Source organism: Janthinobacterium sp. UMAB-60 (assembly GCF_900095235.1).
Taxonomy (GTDB): domain Bacteria; phylum Pseudomonadota; class Gammaproteobacteria; order Burkholderiales; family Burkholderiaceae_D; genus Janthinobacterium.
The window spans coordinates 40,498-59,332 of record NZ_LT607488.1 but is presented as its reverse complement, the minus strand read 5'-3'; the positions used below and the strand labels follow the sequence as shown (position 1 = coordinate 59,332).

Sequence of the window (18,835 nt, the reverse complement as noted above, 5' to 3'; positions counted from 1 at the left end):
TCACTGACCACCGTACAACGGGGTTTTAGCGAAAGCAATCCATGAAAATTATTTCCGACATCGAAGAATTGCGCGACCAGCTCAGCGGACAGCTGCGCACGGCGTTCGTCCCCACCATGGGCAACCTGCACGAAGGCCATCTGTCGCTGATGCGCCTGGCGCGCAAGCATGGCGACCCCGTCGTCGCCTCGATCTTCGTGAACCGCCTGCAATTCGGCCCGAACGAAGACTTCGAGAAATATCCGCGCACCATGGCGGACGATATCGCCAAGCTGGAAAAGGAAGGCGTGTACGTGCTGTTCGCGCCGACGGAAAAGGAACTGTACCCGGAACCGCAGGAATACCGCGTGCGCCCGCCCGATGACCTGGGCAATACCCTGGAAGGGGAATTCCGCCCCGGCTTCTTCGAAGGCGTATGCACGGTCGTCACCAAGCTGTTCTCGTGCGTGGGGCCAAAAGTAGCCGTGTTCGGCAAGAAGGATTACCAGCAACTGATGATCATCCGCAACATGGCGCGCCAGTTCGCGCTGCCGACGGAAATCATCGCCGCTGAAACGTATCGGGCCGACGACGGCCTGGCCTTATCCTCGCGCAATATGTATCTGTCGGAAAGCGAACGCGCGGAAGCGCCGGAGCTGTTCAAGGGTCTCAATTTCGTGGCCGAGGAAGTGCGCAAGGGCAACCTGGCCGTCGGCGAACTGGAACAGGCGGCCATGCGGCTGCTGGACGGCCGTGGCTGGAAGTCGGACTACATCGCCGTGCGCAAGCGCGCCAACCTGCAAGCGCCGAGCGCCGCCGAACTGGCCGCCGGCGAACCGCTGGTGGTGCTGGCTGCGGCCAAGCTGGGGCAGACGCGTCTGATTGATAATCTGGAAATTTAAACGCATTCACAACGGGGCCATTCGGCCCCGTTTCTTTATCTACCTCTCCATCCCCACCAGCTTGAGCTCGGCAAACAGCGGCCTGTGATGGCCGCGTGCCGCCTGCAACATGTCATAGCTGGCCGCATCGAGCACGATTTCCTCGCCCGCCCACAACTTGCGCTGGTTCGCAGGCAACCTCAGGCTGCGCAGGATGGCCCGTGCCTGGGCCGGATCGGCTGCCAGCAGGCGGATGGCGTGCGCACCGCGTTGCGTCCCCGCGAGTATCGGCAAACCGCCCTGCGGGCCGTTCTGGCTCAGGCTGACATAATCATGGCCACCCACGCGGTGCAGATAGGCATGCCGGCCATCGCCGTCGGCAGGCAACTGCGCGGCAGACTCCGGTGCCTCGACGACGGCAGGCGCGATAGGGCCGACGCTGGTTTGCTCAAGGCTCACGCCGCAAGCCGCCAGCAAGGCCGTGCTCAGGGCAAAGAATAATACGGGTGCTCGGCGCATGTGGCGCTCCTTCTTGTCGGGGTCGGGGACAGAGGTGGAATAGTGCAGCGATCATGAGCCACTTTAGTTGACGTGTAAAGTTAACTTTGGGAAATATTTCATTCTGCGTAGCAATCAGCTGCATGGCAGCGTTTGCCCGACGGCTGGCGCCGTGACTGTTGATCTGGATTGCACACTAAAACCATCAAACCAGTCTTTATCCACGCAACAATAAAGATCACAATCGCCATACGGGCTCGCAGACACATCGCGCGGGCCGCCCACCATGACAGGAGAAGCAGCATGCATACCATACTCACCCCAGCCAGGGTCGCCATCGTCACGGGCGCCTCGCGCGGCATCGGCGCGGCCATCGCCCGCCGCCTGGCGCGCGATGGCATGCAGGTCGTCGTCAATTACGCCAGCGACAAGGCGGCGGCAGACGAGCTGGTGGCCAGCATGCTTGCCGACGGCAGCGCCGCCATCGCGGTCAAGGCCAACGTCGCCGATGCGGGCGAGGTGCAAGCGCTGTTCGATGCGGCCGAAGCGGCCTTCGGCGGCGTCGATGTGCTGGTCAACAACGCCGGCATCATGCCACCCGCGCTGCCCGCCCTGGCCGACACGGATGACGCCACCTTCGACAGCCTGTTCGCCATCAACGTCAAGGGCAGCTTCAACACCATGCGCCAGGCGGCGACGCGCTTGCGCCACGGCGGCAGCGTGGTCAACTTCTCGACCAGCGTGATTGGCCTGGCCCTGCCCGGCTACAGCATCTATGGCGCCAGCAAGGCGGCCATCGAGACGATGACGACTATCTTCGCCAAGGAATTGCGCGGCAAGAACATCACCGTCAATGCCGTCGCACCCGGCCCCACGGCCACGGCCCTGTTCTTGAATGGCAAGACGGCGGAAATGATAGAACGCATGAGCAAGATGGCGCCCCTGGAGCGCCTGGGCACGCCGGACGACATCGCCGCCGCCGTGGCCTTTTTGGCAGGGCCGGATGGCCGCTGGGTCAATGGCCAGACCTTGCGCGCGAATGGCGGCCTGGTGTAAGCAAGGTGCAGGCCGACGAAAAAAAACGCCGCCAGTTCGCACTGGCAGCGTTTTTCTTGATAACGGTCAAGCCTGGATCAGGCGCCGGCTTTTTCCAGCTTCTCGAAAATCTTGTTCAGCTTTTCATCGAGGGTCGCGGCCGTGAACGGCTTGACAACATAACCGCTGGCGCCAGCTTGCGCGGCGGCGATGATGTTTTCTTTTTTCGCTTCGGCGGTCACCATCAGCACGGGCAGCTTGGCCAGTGCGGGATCGGCGCGGATATGCTGCAGCATCGTCAGGCCATCCATATTAGGCATGTTCCAGTCCGAGACGACGAAATCGTAGGATTCCGCGCGCAGCTTGGCCAGGCCCATCACGCCGTCTTCCGCCTCATCGACGTTGGCATAACCCAGTTCCTTCAACAGATTCCGGACAATGCGGCGCATCGTCGAAAAATCGTCAACGACTAAAAATTTCATCTTTGGATCAGCCATGAATAACTCCGTTGTTTCTGTAGCGGTTTGTTAATAATATCGACATGAATGCCGACATTATGGTCGACACTACGGCAGCAAGTTGTAGGATAGCATTTTCGTTGCTTTTAGGCGAACAAACTTGCCCCAGATCATACAAAACGTGGCTTACACGCGCAAAGCACGCATGCCATGCGCAGCCAGGTGTCCCAGCACCATGCCGGGCAGCGCCGTCAGAGCGCCGACCTCATGCGTAGCACCGATGGCGATCGCCTCGCGCGGCATGCCGAACACCACGCAACTGGCTTCGTCCTGCGCAAAATTATACGCTCCTGCGGCCTTCATCTCCAACATGCCTTGTGCGCCATCCTTGCCCATGCCGGTCAGGATCACGCCGACGGCATTTTTACCCGCCGATTGCGCGGCCGAACGGAACAGCACATCGACCGAGGGGCGGTGGCGGTTGACCGGTTCGCCCTGGTCGATCTTGGTCATGTAGTTGGCGCCGCTGCGCGTCAGGGTCAGATGCGAATGGCCGGGCGCGATGTAGGCGTGGCCGGGCAGCACCCGTTCGCCGCCTGCCGCTTCCTGCACCGAGATCTTGCACAGCGAATCGAGGCGGCGCGCAAACGAACGCGTAAATCCTTCCGGCATGTGCTGCGTGATCAGGATGCCGGGGCAATCGGATGGCATCTGCATCAAAAATTCGCGGATCGCTTCCGTGCCGCCCGTGGAGGCGCCCACGATGATCAGCTTTTCGCTCGACGTCAAGGGGCTGCGCAGCGCAGGCAGCGGTGCGGCTACCCGGTCGCCCGCCGACGGCAGCGTGCGGGCGCGGATGCGCGCCTTCGAGGCCGCGCGGATCTTGTCGGCGATCATGTCGGTATATTCGCGCATGCCGCTCTGGATGGAAATCTTTGGCTTGGTGACGAAATCGACGGCGCCCAGCTCCAGCGCGCGCATGGTGATTTCCGAACCGCGCTCGGTCAGCGACGACACCATCAGCACCGGCATCGGACGCAAGCGCATCAGTTTTTCCAGGAAGTCGAGGCCATCCATCTTCGGCATCTCGACGTCGAGGGTGAGCACGTCGGGGTTGGTCTGCTTGATCATCTCGCGCGCCACCAGCGGATCGGGCGCCGCCCCCACCACTTCCATGTCGGGCTGGCTATTCACGATTTCCGTCATGACGCTGCGAATCAGCGCCGAATCATCCACGATCAATACTTTGATCTTCATAAAATATCCTTCCAGGCCTTGCGGCCCTTATTCTTAATCGGTAAAAACGCCAGACAAAACCGTAGCGAGCGGCAGTGATTTGTGGCTAAGAAGCGCAGTAGGTTTGGTCTGGTGTTACTAGAACAGCTCGATCTCGCCACCCACGGGCGCAACCTTGAGACGGCTGGCGTAATCGAGTTCGCGGCGCACCAGGGTGTCGTTGTGCGTCTGCATCAGCTTTTTCACCAGCACCTTGCCGCTGCGGGGGAAAAAATACACCTTGCGCGGGTGGATGTCGTTCAAGTCTTCGGCCACCACGCGCATCTTTTCCGCCTTCAGGTAATTGATGACGAAAGCCGCATTGCGTTCACCGACGTTGATCGCCGTGAAGCCGCGCAGCACGGCGCCGCCGCCAAACACCTTCGCTTCCATGTTCTCGCGCCGCGCGCCGGCCTTCAGCAGATCGTTGATCAATATCTCCATGGCGTAAGTGCCATAGCGCATCGACGCGGAAATCGGGCTGTTCGGATCGCTGCCGCCGTCGGGCAGCATGAAATGGTTCATGCCGCCCAGGCCCGTGACGCGGTCGCGGATGCAGGCCGAGACGCAGGAGCCGAGCACGGTGACGATCAGCATGTCCTTGTTGGTAAAGTAATACTCACCAGGCAAGATCTTGGCGGCGTCACAATTGAACGTCCTGTCGTAATAGACGTTAGTGGCAAATTGCTCTTTGGATTCCAGGCTCATATTTCACTCTCATGTACGATGCGACGATGCCTTGGGCGCGGCGCCCCGAGGCTGGTCGAGCTCATAGACTGTTTTACCGCGCAGCTTCAATGAATCCGACACGTACAGGAAATTCTCCGAATGGCCCGCAAACAGCAGGGCATCAGGCTTCATCAACGGCACAAAGCGCGACAGGATCTTGCGCTGCGTCGCCTTGTCAAAATAAATCATCACGTTACGGCAAAAGATGACGTCGAACTGTCCCGTCAGGGGCCAGCTGTCGGCCAGCAGGTTGAGCGGCTTGAAGGTGATCATCTGGCGCAGTTCCGGGCGCACCCGCACCTGCCCCTCGCGATCGCCCTTGCCGCGCAAGAAAAAGCGCCGCGCACGGTCGGCCGGCATCTTCTCGAGCCGGTCCAGGTTGTAGACGCCATTGGCGGCCGTGGCCAGCACATTCGTGTCGATATCCGTGGCGATGATGGTGACGGGCGGCGTGAGCGTATTGAACGCCTCGCACACCGTCATGGCGATCGAGTACGGCTCCTCGCCGGTGGAACTGGCCGAACACCAGATGGTGATCGGACCGCTCAGTTTTTTCACATGCTCGGCCAGCAGCGGGAAGTGATGCGCCTCGCGGAAGAACGACGTCAGGTTGGTCGTCAGCGCATTCGTGAACGCTTCCCACTCGTCGCCCATGCGGCCCGCTTCCAGGTCGTCCAGGTAGCGGACGAACGAGGAGATGCCCGTCGCGCGCAGGCGCCTGGCCAGGCGGCTGTAAACCATCTCCTGCTTGCTGTCGGCCAGCGCGATGCCGGCCCGCTTGTAAATCATGGCGCGGACCCGTTCGAAGTCCTTGCCAGTGAAATCAAATTCCTTGACCGAATCCGTTTTAGTTTGCGGCATTTTGTTTTTACCTCTCTATGACTACTCTGACCAATGCCTTTGCAAGTATAACTAGCGGGACCGGGTTGGCGTCAGAACTCTTCCCAATCGTCGCCGCCGGCCGCCGCCAGCTTTTTCGCGGGCGGTGGCGTGCCGGCCTGCGCCGTCTTTGCCAACCGCCGTGTAGTTGCCGCCACATTCGGTGCCGGCCGTGCCGGCGCCTTCACCGGCGCGGGCACGGACGCCTGCGCCGCGCTCTCGCCACCCAGCTTGAAAATGCTGACGGCGTCGGCCAGTTTCTGCGCCTGCTCCTGCATGCTTTCGGCGGCCGCCGCCGCTTCCTCGACCAGCGCCGCATTTTGCTGCGTCATCTGGTCCATCTGCGCGATGGCCTGGTTCACTTCCTCGATGCCATGGCTCTGTTCCTGCGTTGCCGCCGTGATCTCGCCCATGATGTCGGCCACCTGCCGGATCGACGTGACGATCAGACCCATGGTCTGTCCCGCCTCATCCACCAGGCGGCTGCCCGCATCGACCTTGTCGACCGAGTCGCCGATCAGGCCCTTGATCTCTTTCGCGGCGCCAGCCGATCGTTGCGCCAGATTGCGCACTTCCGATGCCACCACCGCAAAACCGCGTCCCTGCTCGCCTGCGCGCGCCGCTTCGACGGCCGCATTCAGCGCCAGGATATTCGTCTGGAACGCGATGCCGTCAATGACGCCGATGATATCGACGATCTTGCGCGAACTGTCCTTGATGGAGCCCATGGTGTCGACCACTTGCGCCACCACCTTGCCGCCCTGCTCCGCCACCGACGATGCCGACACGGCCAGCTGGTTGGCCTGGCGCGCGTTGTCCGCGTTCTGCTTCACGGTCGACGTCAGCTCTTCCATCGACGACGCCGTCTCTTCGAGCGAACTGGCCTGCGTTTCCGTGCGCGCCGACAAGTCCGCATTGCCGCTGGCGATCTCGCGCGACGCCACGGTGATGGTGTCCGTCCCGGTGCGCACGTCGCTGACCGTCTGCACCAAGCTCTCGTTCATGTCCTTGAGCGCCTGCTGCAGCGCGCTCGTTTCATCCTTGCCTTCGACCACCACGCGCGCTGTCAGCTCGCCGGCAGCCACCTTCTGCGCCACCGCCAGGGCGCCCGACAGCGGCACCGTGATCGAGCGCGTGATGAAGATGGCGCACCAGGCGCCGATCGCCACCGCCGCGCCACCCAGGATGAACAGTACCATCATGAGGCGCGCATCGGCCGCCAGCGAATCGTCCATGAAGCTTTGCTGGGCCACATGCTGCAAGTCGAGCAGCTTGTTGATATCGGCCAGGGTCGTCTTGTTCAAGGGGTCGATGCGGGTGGCAATCACCTTCGCCGCGCCCTCGCTGTTAAACGCCAGCACCTGCCCCATCGCTTCCTTGAAGGCGGCGTCGACCTCGCCGTCGACCCTGGCGATATTGGCCAGCAGCGTCTTCTCGCCATCGGACAGGCCCAAGGTGGCCAGCTTGCCGCGCGCGCCGTCGTACAGCTTGCGCTGCTCGCGCACCTTGCCCTCTTCCACCTGCATCAGGCCGACATCGCCCTGCAGGCCGATATTGCGCATGGCGATACCGGTTTCCAGCATCGCGCTTTTCATCAGCGACGCCTGCGTATTTTTTTCGCTGGCCAGTGCCAGGCCCGTGAGCAACTGGGCCTTGTTACGATAATTCAGTGCATTCGCCGAAACGATCACCACCACCAGGATGGCGAGGATGCTGCCGAAACCTATCCCCAGCCGGGTACCTATCTTAAAATCGCGCAAACTCATTACAGTCTCCAATATTTATGTGAACGGCGCCCGTTCAACCGGACGGCGCCGTGTTGTGGCCTGGTCTCTGTCGGACCTTGCAGCCTGCCGGCGCGCCTCTAGATGCTGCTCGCGCCGGTACATGCATATCTGTAGTGATACTTTGCGTGGCAAAACTGCCGCTTACGCCGCCAGCTTGTCGATCAGGCCCATCTCGCTGCTCGACATCAGCTTGTCGATATCGACCAGGATCAGCATGCGCTCGTCGATGGTGCCCAGGCCGATCATGTAGTCGGTCGAGAAGGCGGTGCCCATTTCCGGCGCCGGTTTCACCTGCTCCGGCGTCAGGGTGGTGACGTCGGAAACGCTGTCGACCACCATGCCGACGATGCGGCCGCCGATGTTCAGGATGATCACCACCGTGAACTGGTCATACACGGGCGTGCCCAGGTTGAACTTGATGCGCATGTCGACCACGGGAATGATGATGCCGCGCAGGTTGATCACGCCCTTGATGAATTCAGGCGCGTTGGCGATGCGGGTGACCGCTTCGTAACCACGGATTTCCTGGACCTTCAGAATATCGATGCCGTACTCTTCGGAGCCCAGGGTGAAGGCCAGGAATTCACGTCCGGCGATGTCCTTGCCGTCGCCCGTATTGCTTCCGGATGTTTGTTGAGTATCTGACATGGTGCGTTTTCCTATCTTTTATCTATCGGTATTACGAAAAAATGGACTCGTCGGCCAGCTGGCGAGAGGAACGGATCAGGGCGGCGACATCGAGAATCAGCGACACACCGCCATCGCCCAGGATGGTGGCGCCAGAAATGCCCACTACCTTGCGGTAATTCGATTCGAGGTTTTTCACCACGACCTGCTGTTGTCCCACCAGGTCGTCGACAAACAGGGCTGCCTTGCGCCCTTCCGTCTCGAGAATCACGCAGATGCCTTCCGACGGACTGGTAAAGCGCGGCGCGATGTCGAACATCTGGTACAGCGGAATCAGCGGCAGGTACTCGCCACGCACTTTCACCACTTGCCCCTTGCCACTGATGTCCTTGATATCCTCAACGGCTGGCTGCAGCGATTCGATGACAAAGCCCAGCGGTAAAATATACACTTCGTCGCCGACGCGGATCGACATGCCATCGAGGATGGCCAGGGTCAGCGGCAGCGAGATCGAAATCGTCGTGCCGAAGCCCTTCGCCGAACGGATGTCGACCACGCCGCCCATGGCGCTGATATTGCGCTTGACGACATCCATGCCCACGCCGCGGCCCGACACGTCGGTGACCGCCTCGGCGGTGGAAAAGCCGGGCGCGAAGATCAGCTGCCACACGTCGGCGTCGCTCATCGTCTCGGACACGTCCATTCCCTGCTGCTGCGCCTTGGCCAGGATGCGCTCGCGGTTCAGTCCCGCGCCATCATCGGATACTTCGATGATGATGTTGCCACCCTGGTGGCTGGCCGAGAGGAATAAACGGCCGGCCTCGGTCTTGCCGGCGGCCACGCGGGCGGCCGGCATTTCCACGCCGTGGTCGATACTGTTGCGCACCAGGTGCGTGAGCGGATCGACGATGCGCTCGATGAGGCCCTTGTCCAGTTCCGTGGCGGCGCCATTGGTGATGAAGTCGACCTTCTTGCCCAACTTGGTCGCCAGGTCGCGCACCATGCGCGGGAAACGCGAAAAGACGAAATCCATCGGCATCATGCGGATCGACATCACCGCTTCCTGCAAGTCGCGCGTATTGCGCGTCAGGTGGCTGACGCTGTCGAGCAGTTTCTCATGCAGCATCGGGTCGAGCGCGCCGGCGCGCTGCTCGATCATCGCCTGCGTGATCACCAGCTCGCCCACCAGGTTGATCAGCTGATCGACTTTTTCAATCGAGACGCGGATCGACGACGATTCGGTACCGGCCTTGTCGCCCTCTTTCCTGGCCGGTTTCTTTTCCTGCTCCACCTCGGTCGCGGCGCTCGCCACGGCCGGCACGGCGGCAGCGCCGGCGTTGCCCGCCTTGGCGGCATCGGCACGAATCTGTTCGAGCGGCTGGAAGAATCCGTAGCCCTGTTCGGCGTCGCTCTGCACGCCGGCGGCGGCGCGGATGTCCTCGATCGGCTGGAAGAAGCCATAGCCGGGATCGGCCGCCCCCTGCGCTCCAGGCGCGCCTGGCAGCGGGTCGAAGAAACCATAACCCTGGGCTTTTTCCTGCGCCGCGCGGGCCGCTTCGGCTTCGCCTGGCGCCAGTGGCGGCGCCTGCGTAATGACCATGTCGTCGGGATTGAGCACGAACGAGCAGATGGCCAGGATATCGTCCAGGCTTTCATGCGTCGTCACTTCCAGCACCTTGCGCGCGTCGGCCAGGGTGGACACGGCGACGTCGCCCAACAAGCCCAGTTCGGCCGCCAGCGCATCGACTTCGCGCTCTTCCATCTTCGGCAGCTCCAGGCGGATGCGATGTCCGCCGGCGTGGCTGACGGCTGCCTTTTCCGCCGTATGGAACGCTGGCGCGACGGGCGTGAGCGCGGCCACGGGCACGTCCTGCGAGAACGACTGCAGCATCATGCGCACATTGGCCACGGCATCCTGGTCGACGGCGCTGCCCAGACGATGACCGTCGAGCTGCATCTTGAGGATGTCCTTGGCGGCCAAAAAGGCGTCGACGTGTTCCGCCGTCAGGGCCATCTGGCCCTGGCGGATGCGGTCGAGCAGCGACTCGAGGATGTGCGTCACCTCGCTCATGTCGGAGAGGCCGAACGTCGATGCGCCGCCCTTGATCGAATGGGCGGTGCGAAAAATGGCATTCAGGTCTTCGGCGTCGGGCGCCGCAATATCGACGGCCAGCAGCAGCCGTTCTTTTTCAGCCAGCAGTTCTTCGGCCTCATCGAAAAAGACCTGAAAAAACTGGCTAATATCGATGGTCATAGGGTGACTCCGTCATGTGCATCGTTGCGCTGCGCGGCTGGCATCAGCCGATCACCTTCTTGACCACTTCAATCAGGCGTTGCGGATCGAAGGGCTTGACCAGCCAGCCATTGGCGCCGGCGGCACGTCCTTTCGACTTCATTTCGTCCGACGACTCCGTCGTCAGCATCAAAATCGGCACCTTCTGGTAGGTCGGCAGTTCGCGCAGCAGCTTGATCAGCTCCAGGCCATCCATGCGCGGCATGTTCTGGTCCGTCAATACCAGGTCCACGGTTTGCAGCTTGGCTTTTTCCAGTCCATCCTGGCCGTCGACGGCCTCCACCACCTGGTAACCGGCGGCTTTCAGGCTGAACGCCACCATCTGGCGCAATGAGCTGGAATCGTCCACTGCAAGTATCGTTTTGGCCATCTTTGCTCCCACTTATTCCGGGCATCCTGCCCGAGTATTTGATTAATCAATCCATGCAACCGCAAGCGTTCCACACTGGCATGCTAGAACAGCTCGATGTCGCCGCTTTCCAAATGCTGTTGACTGACAGCCTTGCGCAGCACGCTGCGCAACTCCAGGCTTTGAATCGCCAGCGCCATGCTGACCCGCCCCAGCAAGGCGACAATTTCTTCATTGTCGCTCTCCGGCAACATCTCCGCACCATGCGAGCCCAAGGTACCGAGGAACTCGCGCAAGCCCGTCACGCGCTTCAGGGTACGCTCGATCAGCTGACTGGTCATGTCCTGAAACTGCATGCTGGTGATGGCGGCATTCACGTAGCCGCCCACTTCGTCCTGCAGCGCCAGCAGTTTTTCCCGCTGCTCTTCGGCCGGCACGCCGCCTGCGAGCAGCATGGCGATGGTATCTTGCTGCGCAGCGACGGCTGCGTGTATCGCCATGAAATTGAAGGACAGCTTCTCGATTGCCTCTTCCAGCAAGATGCCGGTCTGCACCAGGTCGGTTTCCACCTCCGTCAAGTGCTTGCGGCCATGGTCCGACACGCCAGACAGCAGGCGTTTTACATGCGAGCCAAGTATTTTCTTTCTTGTCATAAAGGTCTCATTGTTTCAGTACACCACGCGTTGACAGCCTTGCGTGTTATTTTTTCGCCGCTGCCGGGCCGGGAACTGGCGCCGCCGCGGGCGGCGCACCAGCCGCCAGCCCCGAAGCGACAGCGGCGGAAGCGGCATCGCTCACCGGCAGCTCTATCGCCGCCCCATCGCGCAAAACATTTTCTTCCGTGCGTTTGTTCATGACGATTATGCTGATGCGCCGGTTGATCGGATTGAAGGGATCGAGCTTGTCCAGGTGAGCGGCCGAGCCCAGTCCCACCACGCGCAATACTTTTTCTTCCTTCATGCCGCCAATCACCAGTTCGCGCCGCGACGCATTCGCGCGGTCAGCCGACAGTTCCCAGTTGCTGTAGCCGGCATCGCTCATGTAGGGCGTCGAATCCGTGTGGCCGGACAGGCCGATGCGGTTCGGCACTTCATTGAGCACGAAGCCGATGGCGTGCAGGATTTCCTTGGTATAGGGTTGCAGATTCGCATTGGCGAGCGCAAACATCGGACGGTTCTGCTCGTCGACGATCTGGATGCGCAAGCCTTCGCTGGTGATATCGAGCAGCAACTGGTTCTTGTATTTTTTCAGCAGGGGATCGGCTTCGATGGTCGCTTCGATGCGCGCCTTGAGCGCCTGCAGGCGCTTGCCTTCCTCGCGTTCGAGCGCGGCCTTGGCGGAATTGAGGTCGAACGACTTGCGCTGCGGCTCTTCCTGCGCCTTGCGCACCTGTCCATCCTGGCGTGACAGGTCCTGGCCGCCGCCCTGGATCACGGAATTGCTCTCGCCGCTGCCGGAACCGCCCGCCATCGCCACTTTCAGCGGTGTCTTGAAGAATTCGGAAATGCCGTTCAAGTCGCCCTTCGAGGTGGAGCCCAGCAGCCACATCAGCAGGAAGAAGGCCATCATGGCCGTGACAAAGTCGGCGTAGGCGATTTTCCACGCTCCGCCATGGTGGCCGCCAGCCGTCTTCTTGATACGCTTGACGATAATCGGGCGCATGCCTTCATCGGCCATGGCGTCCCCCTTCCGTGTGCTGCAAATGAATCATGGTGTCCAGGCGTCTGTTCACTGCTTACTTCGTTTTCGATTTCTTGATGTGGTCTTCCAGCTCGTTGAACGTAGGACGCTCGGTCGAGAACAGGACCTTGCGGCCGAACTCCACGGCCAGCGCTGGCGCATACCCGTTCAGGCTGGCCAGCAGGGTTACTTTCACGCACTGGAACATCTTGCTCGACTCTTCCAGCTTCTGCTCCAGCAGGCTGGCCAGCGGGCCGACAAAGCCATACGCCAGCAAGATACCGAGGAAGGTGCCGACCAGCGCGTGCGCGATCAGCATGCCCAGCTCGGCCGGCGGTATGCCCACCGACTCCATCGTGTGCACCACGCCCATCACGGCGGCGACGATACCGAAAGCGGGCAAGCCGTCACCCACCTTGGCAATCACGTGGGCCGGCACGGCGCCTTCGTGATGGTGCGTCTCGATTTCGTTGTCCATCAGGTTTTCGATCTGGAACGCATCCATATTGCCCGATACCATCAGGCGCAGGTAATCGGTCATGAATTCGACGATGTGGTGATCGGCCAGCACGGCCGGATACTTGGAAAACAGGGGACTCTCTTCGGGCTTGTCGATATCGCCTTCGATCGACATCAAGCCTTCCTTGCGCACCTTGCTGAGCACTTCGAACAGCAGCGACATCAGTTCCATGTACAGCTCTTTGGTATAGCGCGAACCCTTGAACAGGCTGGGCAAGGCGGCGATCGTCGCCTTGATCGCCTTGTTATTGTTACCAACAAGGAAGGCGCCCAGGGCGGCGCCGCCGATCATCAGCAACTCCAGCGGCTGGAACAGCGCCGCCAGATGGCCGCCGGCCAGCGCGAAGCCGCCAAAGACCGAGGCGCAGACGATGATGTATCCGATTATGACTAACAAGTGCCCTGACTCCCAATAATGGCCGGGGCTGTGTGCCCGGCATGTTCAAACCTGTTCCTGCCCTCTGGCGGCCGCGCCGCCGACGAAGACAGCGGCAAAAAAAGTGACCGGGAGTTAATTGAAATATGTTGCTTTTCAATGCAAATCCGAGAAAATGCCGTGTGGAACTACAATAACGTGAGATTGCCCTCCGGGCAAGCAAATAACGCAGACAATTGCTTAAAAGCACCATATGTAAAGTAAAGGGCCACCCTCTGTGGCGGCGATGGTCTTATCGGGTTCGCGTGCGGCAATCTGGAATTCGTAACTAAGAAGCATACTACCGGGCAACATTTCCCTTTCCGCCTTGCGCCACAGGGCCGCCATCGCCGCTGGCGACAGGTAGGCAAAGACCGCATCGTAGCGGCTGAAATCGAGTGCTTCGTAGTCGCCGCGCAGGAAGCGCGCGCGGCTGCCCGACAGCCGCGCGCGCAGGCGGCTTGCCAGCCACGGCAGCGGCGCCAGTTCGATGCCGGAAAACTGCCCATCGGGACGGCGCCGCGCCAGGTCCAGCACCAGGCCGCCCAGGCCGCTGCCGATATCGACCAGACGCACGCCGGGACGGTCCGCGATCAGCTCGGCCACCGCCTGCCAGACCTTCGGCCCCGACGGGTAAAACGGCACTTGCGTGCGAAACGTGGACCAATACAAGCTCAACAGGAAAACAAAGGCCGCCAGGAACACGACCGGGGGCCAGTGCAGCAAGCTGGCCGCCAGCAGCGCGGGCGCGAACAGCAGGCCGATGGCGCACCACCAGCGCGCCAGTCCCGCACGCCACGTGATGAGCGCCGCCAGCACACCCTGCAGCAAGGCCACGACGGACAACGACATGGCCACGCCTGCGCGCGCCAGGCCATACACCAATAGCAACATCAAGGGAAAGGCCAGCACCTGGATCAGGATGGCCTTGAGCGCGGGCGCGCGCAGGATTTGTTGCAGCATGGGGCAGTCAAAGAAGGAAAACGCCAGTGTAAGCGAAAGCACCATGAAAAAACCGGAGTCCGGTCTGGCGACCGGCTCCGGCTTGAGCGATGCGGGGCAGTATCAGGTGGCGATGCTCGGCGACGCGACCGCGGCCGCTTCATCGCGCGCCTTCTTGGTCTTGCCGGCACGCGAAGGCATATGGCACAGGCCGCAGACATAATCGGCGTTCAGGTCGAGGCAGTTGACGACAAACTTGCCGCCGCACTTGCCGCAGGGCGCCATGTTCAGCATCTTGCTGCTAAAAAAGCGCACCAGGGTCCAGGCCCGCGTCAGCGACAGCAGCGGCTCTTCACCCGCTTCGGGCGGCATCTGCTCGAGATACAGTTTGTACGCCTTCATCACGGCTTCGATGCCGGTGGCGCCGGCGTGGTCGACGAGGAATTTGTGGATATTGATGAATAGCGAGGAATGGATATTCGGCTGCCAGGTGAGGAACCAGTCGGTGGAAAAGGGCAGCATGCCCTTGGGCGGCGAGACGCCCTTCAATTCCTTGTACAGATTCAGCAGGCGTTCGCGCGACAGCGAGACTTCCGTCTCCAGCAGTTGCAGACGCGCGCCCAGCTGTATCAACTCGATGGCCAGCTGGATTTCTTGCGCTTCCGATACGACACTTTTCTTGGCCATGCTGTGTACTCCACTACTGACTGATACTAGACTGATACTGACTAACTGATACTGACTAAAAGGTTGCCAGCAAAATGTTCAGGGCAAGGCGCGTTGCCGAAGACAGTACGAATGTACGGCGAGGCAATGCAACGCCGCCATGGACGTTTTGATGGGAACCTTAAGCGATTTCTTCGACGCCCTGTCCGGCCATGAGGATAGCGGCATGCGACTGGGCCAGCGAGCGGTCTTTATTGTAGTTCGTCAACATACCCAGGATGGCGCTGTCGTCGAAGCGGAAGCGGGCCAGCATCATGTTGCCGCCAGCGAGCTTCAGGATCTGCGCATTGCTCATGCCTTCGATCAATTCGGCGATTTCGGCGGCTATGCCCAAACGGAAGATGGCCGTTACCTTGTCCGCACGAATCATTTGCTGGGCCAGCATCAGGTAGCTCAGGTTAGCGTCGCGAATCTCAGCCATCATGTCGTTAGCAGTCATTTCCATCTCCTCAATCCGTTGAATTCAGCTGGCGTTGTCTGTTGCCAGTGAGATACATTCTGCAGGAGCAACATCAAACGCAACAGAGGCGAAGGACTGTATTTTTGGTCGGGAAATGGCGGGCAGGACCGTAGGTGTTTGTCTGACAAACACGACTCGATCATGGTCGCACGCCAGTAACGGCGCGGATGCGGGAGGTGGCCGTTGAAGGGGATTTACCCGGATTCAGGCCTGTAAAAAATATCACTTTTTTACAACAACTTGATAAAAATCAAGTCTGCTTACCTAGATAACGGCTGCCTTGACAGGAACTTTAGGGCTTTTTCGAAAAATATTTAAAAGACCCGCATTCTTTTTGGCGGCTTGACGCCGTTCATGTAATCGTTGACGGCGGCAAATCGCAGAACTTTAGGGCGATTTGAAAATATTTTAAAAAAAACGTGATTTTTTTCGTTGACGCCCCGCAGGACAGCACTTTCCACCCCTCATCCGAGGCGCAAATGCCGCTTTTTGGCGGGGATTTGCTACACTGCCTGCTTCCGCACAATACTTTAGACCTCAAGCAATATCGTGCTATTAACGCAAGTCCCAACATGAAAGCCACCATGATTTCTCGACATGACTGCAGCGCGCGCGACCTCGATGACCCGCTGGCGCCCCTGCGCCAGCAATTCGACTTGCCGCAAGGCGTGATTTATCTCGACGGCAACTCCCTGGGCGCCCGGCCGAAAGCGGCCCTGGCCCGTGCCCAGCACGTCATCACGGCCGAATGGGGCACGGACCTGATCCGCAGCTGGAATAGCGCGGGCTGGTTCGACCTGCCCAAGCGCCTGGGCGACCGCCTGGCGCCGCTGCTCGGCGCGCAGACTGGCGAAGTGGTGGTCACCGACACCACCTCCGTCAACCTGTTCAAGGCGCTGGCCGCCGCCCTGCAGATGCAGGCCAGCGATCCCGCCCATGCCGCCCGGCGCATCATCGTCAGCGAACGCAGCAACTTTCCCACCGACCTGTACATGGCGCAAGGCCTGGCCGCCTGGCTCGACCGCGGCTACCAGCTGCGCCTGGTCGACAGTCCCGAGGAACTGGCGCAAGCCATCGATGCCGCTTGCGCCGTCGCCATGCTCACGCACGTCAACTACCGTACCGGCTACCAGCACGACATGGCCGCCATCAGCAGCCATTGCCACGCGCAAGGCGCGCTGGCACTGTGGGACCTGGCCCATTCGGCCGGCGCCGTGCCGCTGGACCTGAACGGCGCCGGCGCCGACCTGGCTGTCGGCTGCACCTACAAATACCTGAACGGCGGCCCCGGCTCGCCCGCCTTTATCTGGGTGCCGGAAAAACACCAGGCGCGCTTCCGCCAGCCGCTGTCCGGCTGGTGGGGTCACGCCACGCCGTTCGCCATGGACCCGGGCTTCGCGCCAGCCGACGGCATCGCCCGCGCCCTGTGCGGCACGCAGCCGATTGTCTCGCTGGCCCTGGTCGAATGCGGCCTCGATATCTTTGCGCAAACGAGCATGGAAGCGATCCGCCGCAAGTCGCTGGCCCTGACGGATTTGTTCATCGCGCTGGTGGAACAGCGCTGCGCCAGCCATCCGCTGGGCCTCGTCACGCCGCGCGAGCATGCGCGACGCGGCAGCCAGGTCAGCTTCACGCACCCGCACGGCTATGCCGTGATGCAGGCACTGATCGCGCGCGGCGTGATCGGCGACTACCGCGAGCCGGCCATCATGCGCTTCGGCTTCACGCCCCTGTACACGAGCTTTGCCGACGTCTGGGATGCCGTCGAGATCCTGCGCGACATCCTCGACACACTCGCCTACGACATCGCCGCCAAGCGCGACGCCGTCACCTGAACCCGAACCAAGAGAACACCATGAGCAAAGAAAACAGCAGCGGATGCCCCATGCATGCGGGCGCCCAGCAAGGCGCCGAATGGCATGGCGCGCAGATGGATTTCAGCGAATCGATGAGTTACGGTAACTACCTGGCGCTGGACCGCATCCTGACGGCGCAGCATCCGCTGTCGCCGAACCACAACGAGATGCTGTTCATCGTGCAGCACCAGACCAGCGAATTGTGGATGAAGCTGATGCTGCACGAAATGCACGCCGTGCGCGCCAACCTGCAAAGCGGCGACCTGGCGCCCGCGTTTAAAATGCTGGCCCGCGTGGCGCGCATCATGGATCAATTGGTGCATGCCTGGGACGTGCTGGCCACCATGACGCCGCCCGAATACACGGCCATCCGGCCCTACCTGGGTGCCTCGTCCGGCTTCCAGTCCTTCCAGTACCGCGAGATCGAATTCATTTTGGGGAACAAGAACGCCGCCCTGCTCAACGTGCACACCACAAAGCCCGACACCTATGCGGTGCTCGACGCCGCCCTGCGCGCGCCGTCCGTCTACGATGAAGCCGTCAAACTGCTGGCGCGCAGCGGCTTGCCCATCGCGCCCGAGCGCCTGGACGCCGACTGGACCCTGCCGACCGCCTCCGACGCCTCGGTCAAGGCGGCCTGGCTGGAAGTCTACCGCGCCCCGTCGAAACACTGGGCCTTGTACGAGCTGGCCGAAAAGCTGGTGGACCTGGAAACGGCCTTCCGCTTCTGGCGTTTCCGCCATGTGACGACGGTCGAGCGCATCATCGGCTTCAAGACGGGTACGGGCGGCACGGCGGGCGTGAGCTACTTGCGCAAGATGCTCGACGTGGTATTGTTCCCGGAATTATTCGCCCTGCGCACGGAGTTGTAACTTATGGAGCATCGATGTCGTGTCTCGTCCTGACCCTGGCCGGCCTGTGGAATTCCGGGCCGCAGCATTGGCAAACCCATTGGGAAGCGCGCCACCCGCAATGGTCGCGCGTGCCGCACCGGGAATGGCAGACGCCGGACAAGGATGAATGGGTGGCGGAACTCGACCGCGCCATCGCCGCCTGCGAACGCCCGCCCGTGCTGGCGGCGCACAGCCTGGCCTGCGCGCTGGTGGCCCATTGGGCGGCCAGCGGCTCGCCGCACAGGATCGCCGGCGCCGTCCTGGTCGCCCCCAGCGATGTGGAAGCGCCCTCCTACCCATCCGGCACCACGGGTTTTTCTCCCATGCTGCTGCAAGCCTTGCCGTTTCCCAGTCTGGTGGTGGCCAGCGGCGATGATCCCTACGTCAGCTTCGCGCGGGCGCGCGCGTTTGCCGCCGCCTGGAGCAGCGATTTCACCATGATCGGCGACGCCGGCCATATCAATGGCGACGCCGGCTACGGCCCCTGGCCGGACGGCGAACAGCTGCTGCTCGATTTTTGCGCCGCGCACCAGCCCTGAACAAGGGCGCGCACA

General features: G+C 61.4%; 20 protein-coding genes. 5 read left to right on the top strand and 15 right to left on the bottom strand.

The annotated features are described in order from the left end of the window. The first annotated feature begins 41 nt into the window (after positions 1-41). Positions 42-881 (top strand): pantoate--beta-alanine ligase, encoded by an 840-nt coding sequence (panC, locus tag K0F86_RS12945; RefSeq protein ID WP_219134766.1) that lies wholly within the window; start codon positions 42-44, stop codon positions 879-881. A 39-nt stretch (positions 882-920) separates the two neighbouring features. On the opposite strand, the gene K0F86_RS12940 is transcribed toward panC, so the two are convergent. Next, on the bottom strand, positions 921-1,379 hold the full coding sequence (locus K0F86_RS12940; protein WP_219134765.1) for a hypothetical protein: 459 nt from the start codon (positions 1,377-1,379) through the stop codon (positions 921-923). 282 nt (positions 1,380-1,661) lie between these two features. On the opposite strand from K0F86_RS12940, the gene K0F86_RS12935 reads away from it, so the two are divergent. Beyond that, on the top strand, positions 1,662-2,414 hold the full coding sequence (locus K0F86_RS12935) for an SDR family oxidoreductase (RefSeq protein ID WP_219134764.1): 753 nt from the start codon (positions 1,662-1,664) through the stop codon (positions 2,412-2,414). A 77-nt stretch (positions 2,415-2,491) separates the two neighbouring features. Here the strand turns inward: K0F86_RS12935 and cheY are convergent, their stop codons facing one another. The 14 genes from cheY to flhD form a co-directional block, all read right to left on the bottom strand. Beyond that, on the bottom strand, positions 2,492-2,890 hold the full coding sequence (gene cheY, locus K0F86_RS12930) for a chemotaxis response regulator CheY (RefSeq protein ID WP_010396677.1): 399 nt from the start codon (positions 2,888-2,890) through the stop codon (positions 2,492-2,494). Positions 2,891-3,037: 147 nt separating this feature from the next. After that, positions 3,038-4,108 carry a chemotaxis response regulator protein-glutamate methylesterase gene (locus K0F86_RS12925; protein WP_071078256.1) on the bottom strand — a complete coding sequence of 357 codons (1,071 nt, stop codon included), beginning with the start codon at positions 4,106-4,108 and terminating at the stop codon, positions 3,038-3,040. Between the two features lie 117 nt (positions 4,109-4,225). Further along, positions 4,226-4,834, bottom strand: a complete 609-nt coding sequence (cheD, locus tag K0F86_RS12920; RefSeq protein ID WP_071078257.1) for a chemoreceptor glutamine deamidase CheD — start codon at positions 4,832-4,834, stop codon at positions 4,226-4,228. Positions 4,835-4,843: 9 nt separating this feature from the next. Continuing rightward, a complete protein-coding gene (locus K0F86_RS12915; RefSeq protein WP_102121798.1) occupies positions 4,844-5,716 on the bottom strand; it encodes a CheR family methyltransferase in 873 nt (290 codons plus the stop codon). Between the two features lie 71 nt (positions 5,717-5,787). Then, entirely contained in the window at positions 5,788-7,500 is a 1,713-nt protein-coding gene (locus K0F86_RS12910) for a methyl-accepting chemotaxis protein (protein WP_219134763.1), read from the bottom strand. Between the two features lie 162 nt (positions 7,501-7,662). After that, positions 7,663-8,169, bottom strand: a complete 507-nt coding sequence (locus K0F86_RS12905) for a chemotaxis protein CheW (protein ID WP_071078260.1) — start codon at positions 8,167-8,169, stop codon at positions 7,663-7,665. 31 nt (positions 8,170-8,200) lie between these two features. After that, positions 8,201-10,402, bottom strand: coding sequence for a chemotaxis protein CheA (gene cheA / locus K0F86_RS12900; protein WP_219134762.1), 2,202 nt, complete (start codon positions 10,400-10,402; stop codon positions 8,201-8,203). A gap of 43 nt (positions 10,403-10,445) precedes the next feature. Next, the gene (locus tag K0F86_RS12895) at positions 10,446-10,811 is read right to left on the bottom strand and encodes a response regulator (protein ID WP_034758362.1); all 366 of its coding nucleotides are present in this window, start codon (positions 10,809-10,811) and stop codon (positions 10,446-10,448) included. Positions 10,812-10,894: 83 nt separating this feature from the next. Next, positions 10,895-11,443, bottom strand: a complete 549-nt coding sequence (locus tag K0F86_RS12890) for a chemotaxis protein (RefSeq protein ID WP_096234722.1) — start codon at positions 11,441-11,443, stop codon at positions 10,895-10,897. Between the two features lie 46 nt (positions 11,444-11,489). Continuing rightward, positions 11,490-12,467 (bottom strand): flagellar motor protein MotB, encoded by a 978-nt coding sequence (gene motB / locus K0F86_RS12885; RefSeq protein WP_219134761.1) that lies wholly within the window; start codon positions 12,465-12,467, stop codon positions 11,490-11,492. 58 nt (positions 12,468-12,525) lie between these two features. Then, positions 12,526-13,386, bottom strand: coding sequence for a flagellar motor stator protein MotA (motA, locus tag K0F86_RS12880; RefSeq protein WP_077401985.1), 861 nt, complete (start codon positions 13,384-13,386; stop codon positions 12,526-12,528). Positions 13,387-13,605: 219 nt separating this feature from the next. After that, positions 13,606-14,367 carry a class I SAM-dependent methyltransferase gene (locus K0F86_RS12875; protein WP_219134760.1) on the bottom strand — a complete coding sequence of 254 codons (762 nt, stop codon included), beginning with the start codon at positions 14,365-14,367 and terminating at the stop codon, positions 13,606-13,608. Positions 14,368-14,469: 102 nt separating this feature from the next. Next, the gene (flhC, locus tag K0F86_RS12870; RefSeq protein WP_219134759.1) at positions 14,470-15,033 is read right to left on the bottom strand and encodes a flagellar transcriptional regulator FlhC; all 564 of its coding nucleotides are present in this window, start codon (positions 15,031-15,033) and stop codon (positions 14,470-14,472) included. A gap of 160 nt (positions 15,034-15,193) precedes the next feature. Next, the gene (flhD, locus tag K0F86_RS12865) at positions 15,194-15,511 is read right to left on the bottom strand and encodes a flagellar transcriptional regulator FlhD (protein WP_034758381.1); all 318 of its coding nucleotides are present in this window, start codon (positions 15,509-15,511) and stop codon (positions 15,194-15,196) included. Between the two features lie 605 nt (positions 15,512-16,116). Here flhD and kynU point away from each other — a divergent pair. The 3 genes from kynU to K0F86_RS12850 are packed head-to-tail and all read left to right on the top strand — an operon-like array spanning position 16,117 to position 18,820. After that, the gene (kynU, locus tag K0F86_RS12860) at positions 16,117-17,367 is read left to right on the top strand and encodes a kynureninase (protein WP_219134758.1); all 1,251 of its coding nucleotides are present in this window, start codon (positions 16,117-16,119) and stop codon (positions 17,365-17,367) included. Between the two features lie 20 nt (positions 17,368-17,387). Next, positions 17,388-18,260, top strand: a complete 873-nt coding sequence (gene kynA / locus K0F86_RS12855; RefSeq protein ID WP_219134757.1) for a tryptophan 2,3-dioxygenase — start codon at positions 17,388-17,390, stop codon at positions 18,258-18,260. Positions 18,261-18,274: 14 nt separating this feature from the next. Further along, positions 18,275-18,820 (top strand): alpha/beta hydrolase, encoded by a 546-nt coding sequence (locus tag K0F86_RS12850; protein WP_219134756.1) that lies wholly within the window; start codon positions 18,275-18,277, stop codon positions 18,818-18,820. Positions 18,821-18,835: the final 15 nt, after the last annotated feature.

Coding starts and splice junctions, on each gene's coding strand:
- panC (WP_219134766.1), top strand. CDS start 42: ATGAAAATTATTTCCGACATCGAAGAATTGCGCGACCAGCTCAGCGGA.
- K0F86_RS12940 (WP_219134765.1), bottom strand. CDS start 1,379: ATGCGCCGAGCACCCGTATTATTCTTTGCCCTGAGCACGGCCTTGCTG.
- K0F86_RS12935 (WP_219134764.1), top strand. CDS start 1,662: ATGCATACCATACTCACCCCAGCCAGGGTCGCCATCGTCACGGGCGCC.
- cheY (WP_010396677.1), bottom strand. CDS start 2,890: ATGGCTGATCCAAAGATGAAATTTTTAGTCGTTGACGATTTTTCGACG.
- K0F86_RS12925 (WP_071078256.1), bottom strand. CDS start 4,108: ATGAAGATCAAAGTATTGATCGTGGATGATTCGGCGCTGATTCGCAGC.
- cheD (WP_071078257.1), bottom strand. CDS start 4,834: ATGAGCCTGGAATCCAAAGAGCAATTTGCCACTAACGTCTATTACGAC.
- K0F86_RS12915 (WP_102121798.1), bottom strand. CDS start 5,716: ATGCCGCAAACTAAAACGGATTCGGTCAAGGAATTTGATTTCACTGGC.
- K0F86_RS12910 (WP_219134763.1), bottom strand. CDS start 7,500: ATGAGTTTGCGCGATTTTAAGATAGGTACCCGGCTGGGGATAGGTTTC.
- K0F86_RS12905 (WP_071078260.1), bottom strand. CDS start 8,169: ATGTCAGATACTCAACAAACATCCGGAAGCAATACGGGCGACGGCAAG.
- cheA (WP_219134762.1), bottom strand. CDS start 10,402: ATGACCATCGATATTAGCCAGTTTTTTCAGGTCTTTTTCGATGAGGCC.
- K0F86_RS12895 (WP_034758362.1), bottom strand. CDS start 10,811: ATGGCCAAAACGATACTTGCAGTGGACGATTCCAGCTCATTGCGCCAG.
- K0F86_RS12890 (WP_096234722.1), bottom strand. CDS start 11,443: ATGACAAGAAAGAAAATACTTGGCTCGCATGTAAAACGCCTGCTGTCT.
- motB (WP_219134761.1), bottom strand. CDS start 12,467: ATGGCCGATGAAGGCATGCGCCCGATTATCGTCAAGCGTATCAAGAAG.
- K0F86_RS12875 (WP_219134760.1), bottom strand. CDS start 14,367: ATGCTGCAACAAATCCTGCGCGCGCCCGCGCTCAAGGCCATCCTGATC.
- flhC (WP_219134759.1), bottom strand. CDS start 15,033: ATGGCCAAGAAAAGTGTCGTATCGGAAGCGCAAGAAATCCAGCTGGCC.
- flhD (WP_034758381.1), bottom strand. CDS start 15,511: ATGACTGCTAACGACATGATGGCTGAGATTCGCGACGCTAACCTGAGC.
- kynU (WP_219134758.1), top strand. CDS start 16,117: ATGATTTCTCGACATGACTGCAGCGCGCGCGACCTCGATGACCCGCTG.
- kynA (WP_219134757.1), top strand. CDS start 17,388: ATGAGCAAAGAAAACAGCAGCGGATGCCCCATGCATGCGGGCGCCCAG.
- K0F86_RS12850 (WP_219134756.1), top strand. CDS start 18,275: ATGTCGTGTCTCGTCCTGACCCTGGCCGGCCTGTGGAATTCCGGGCCG.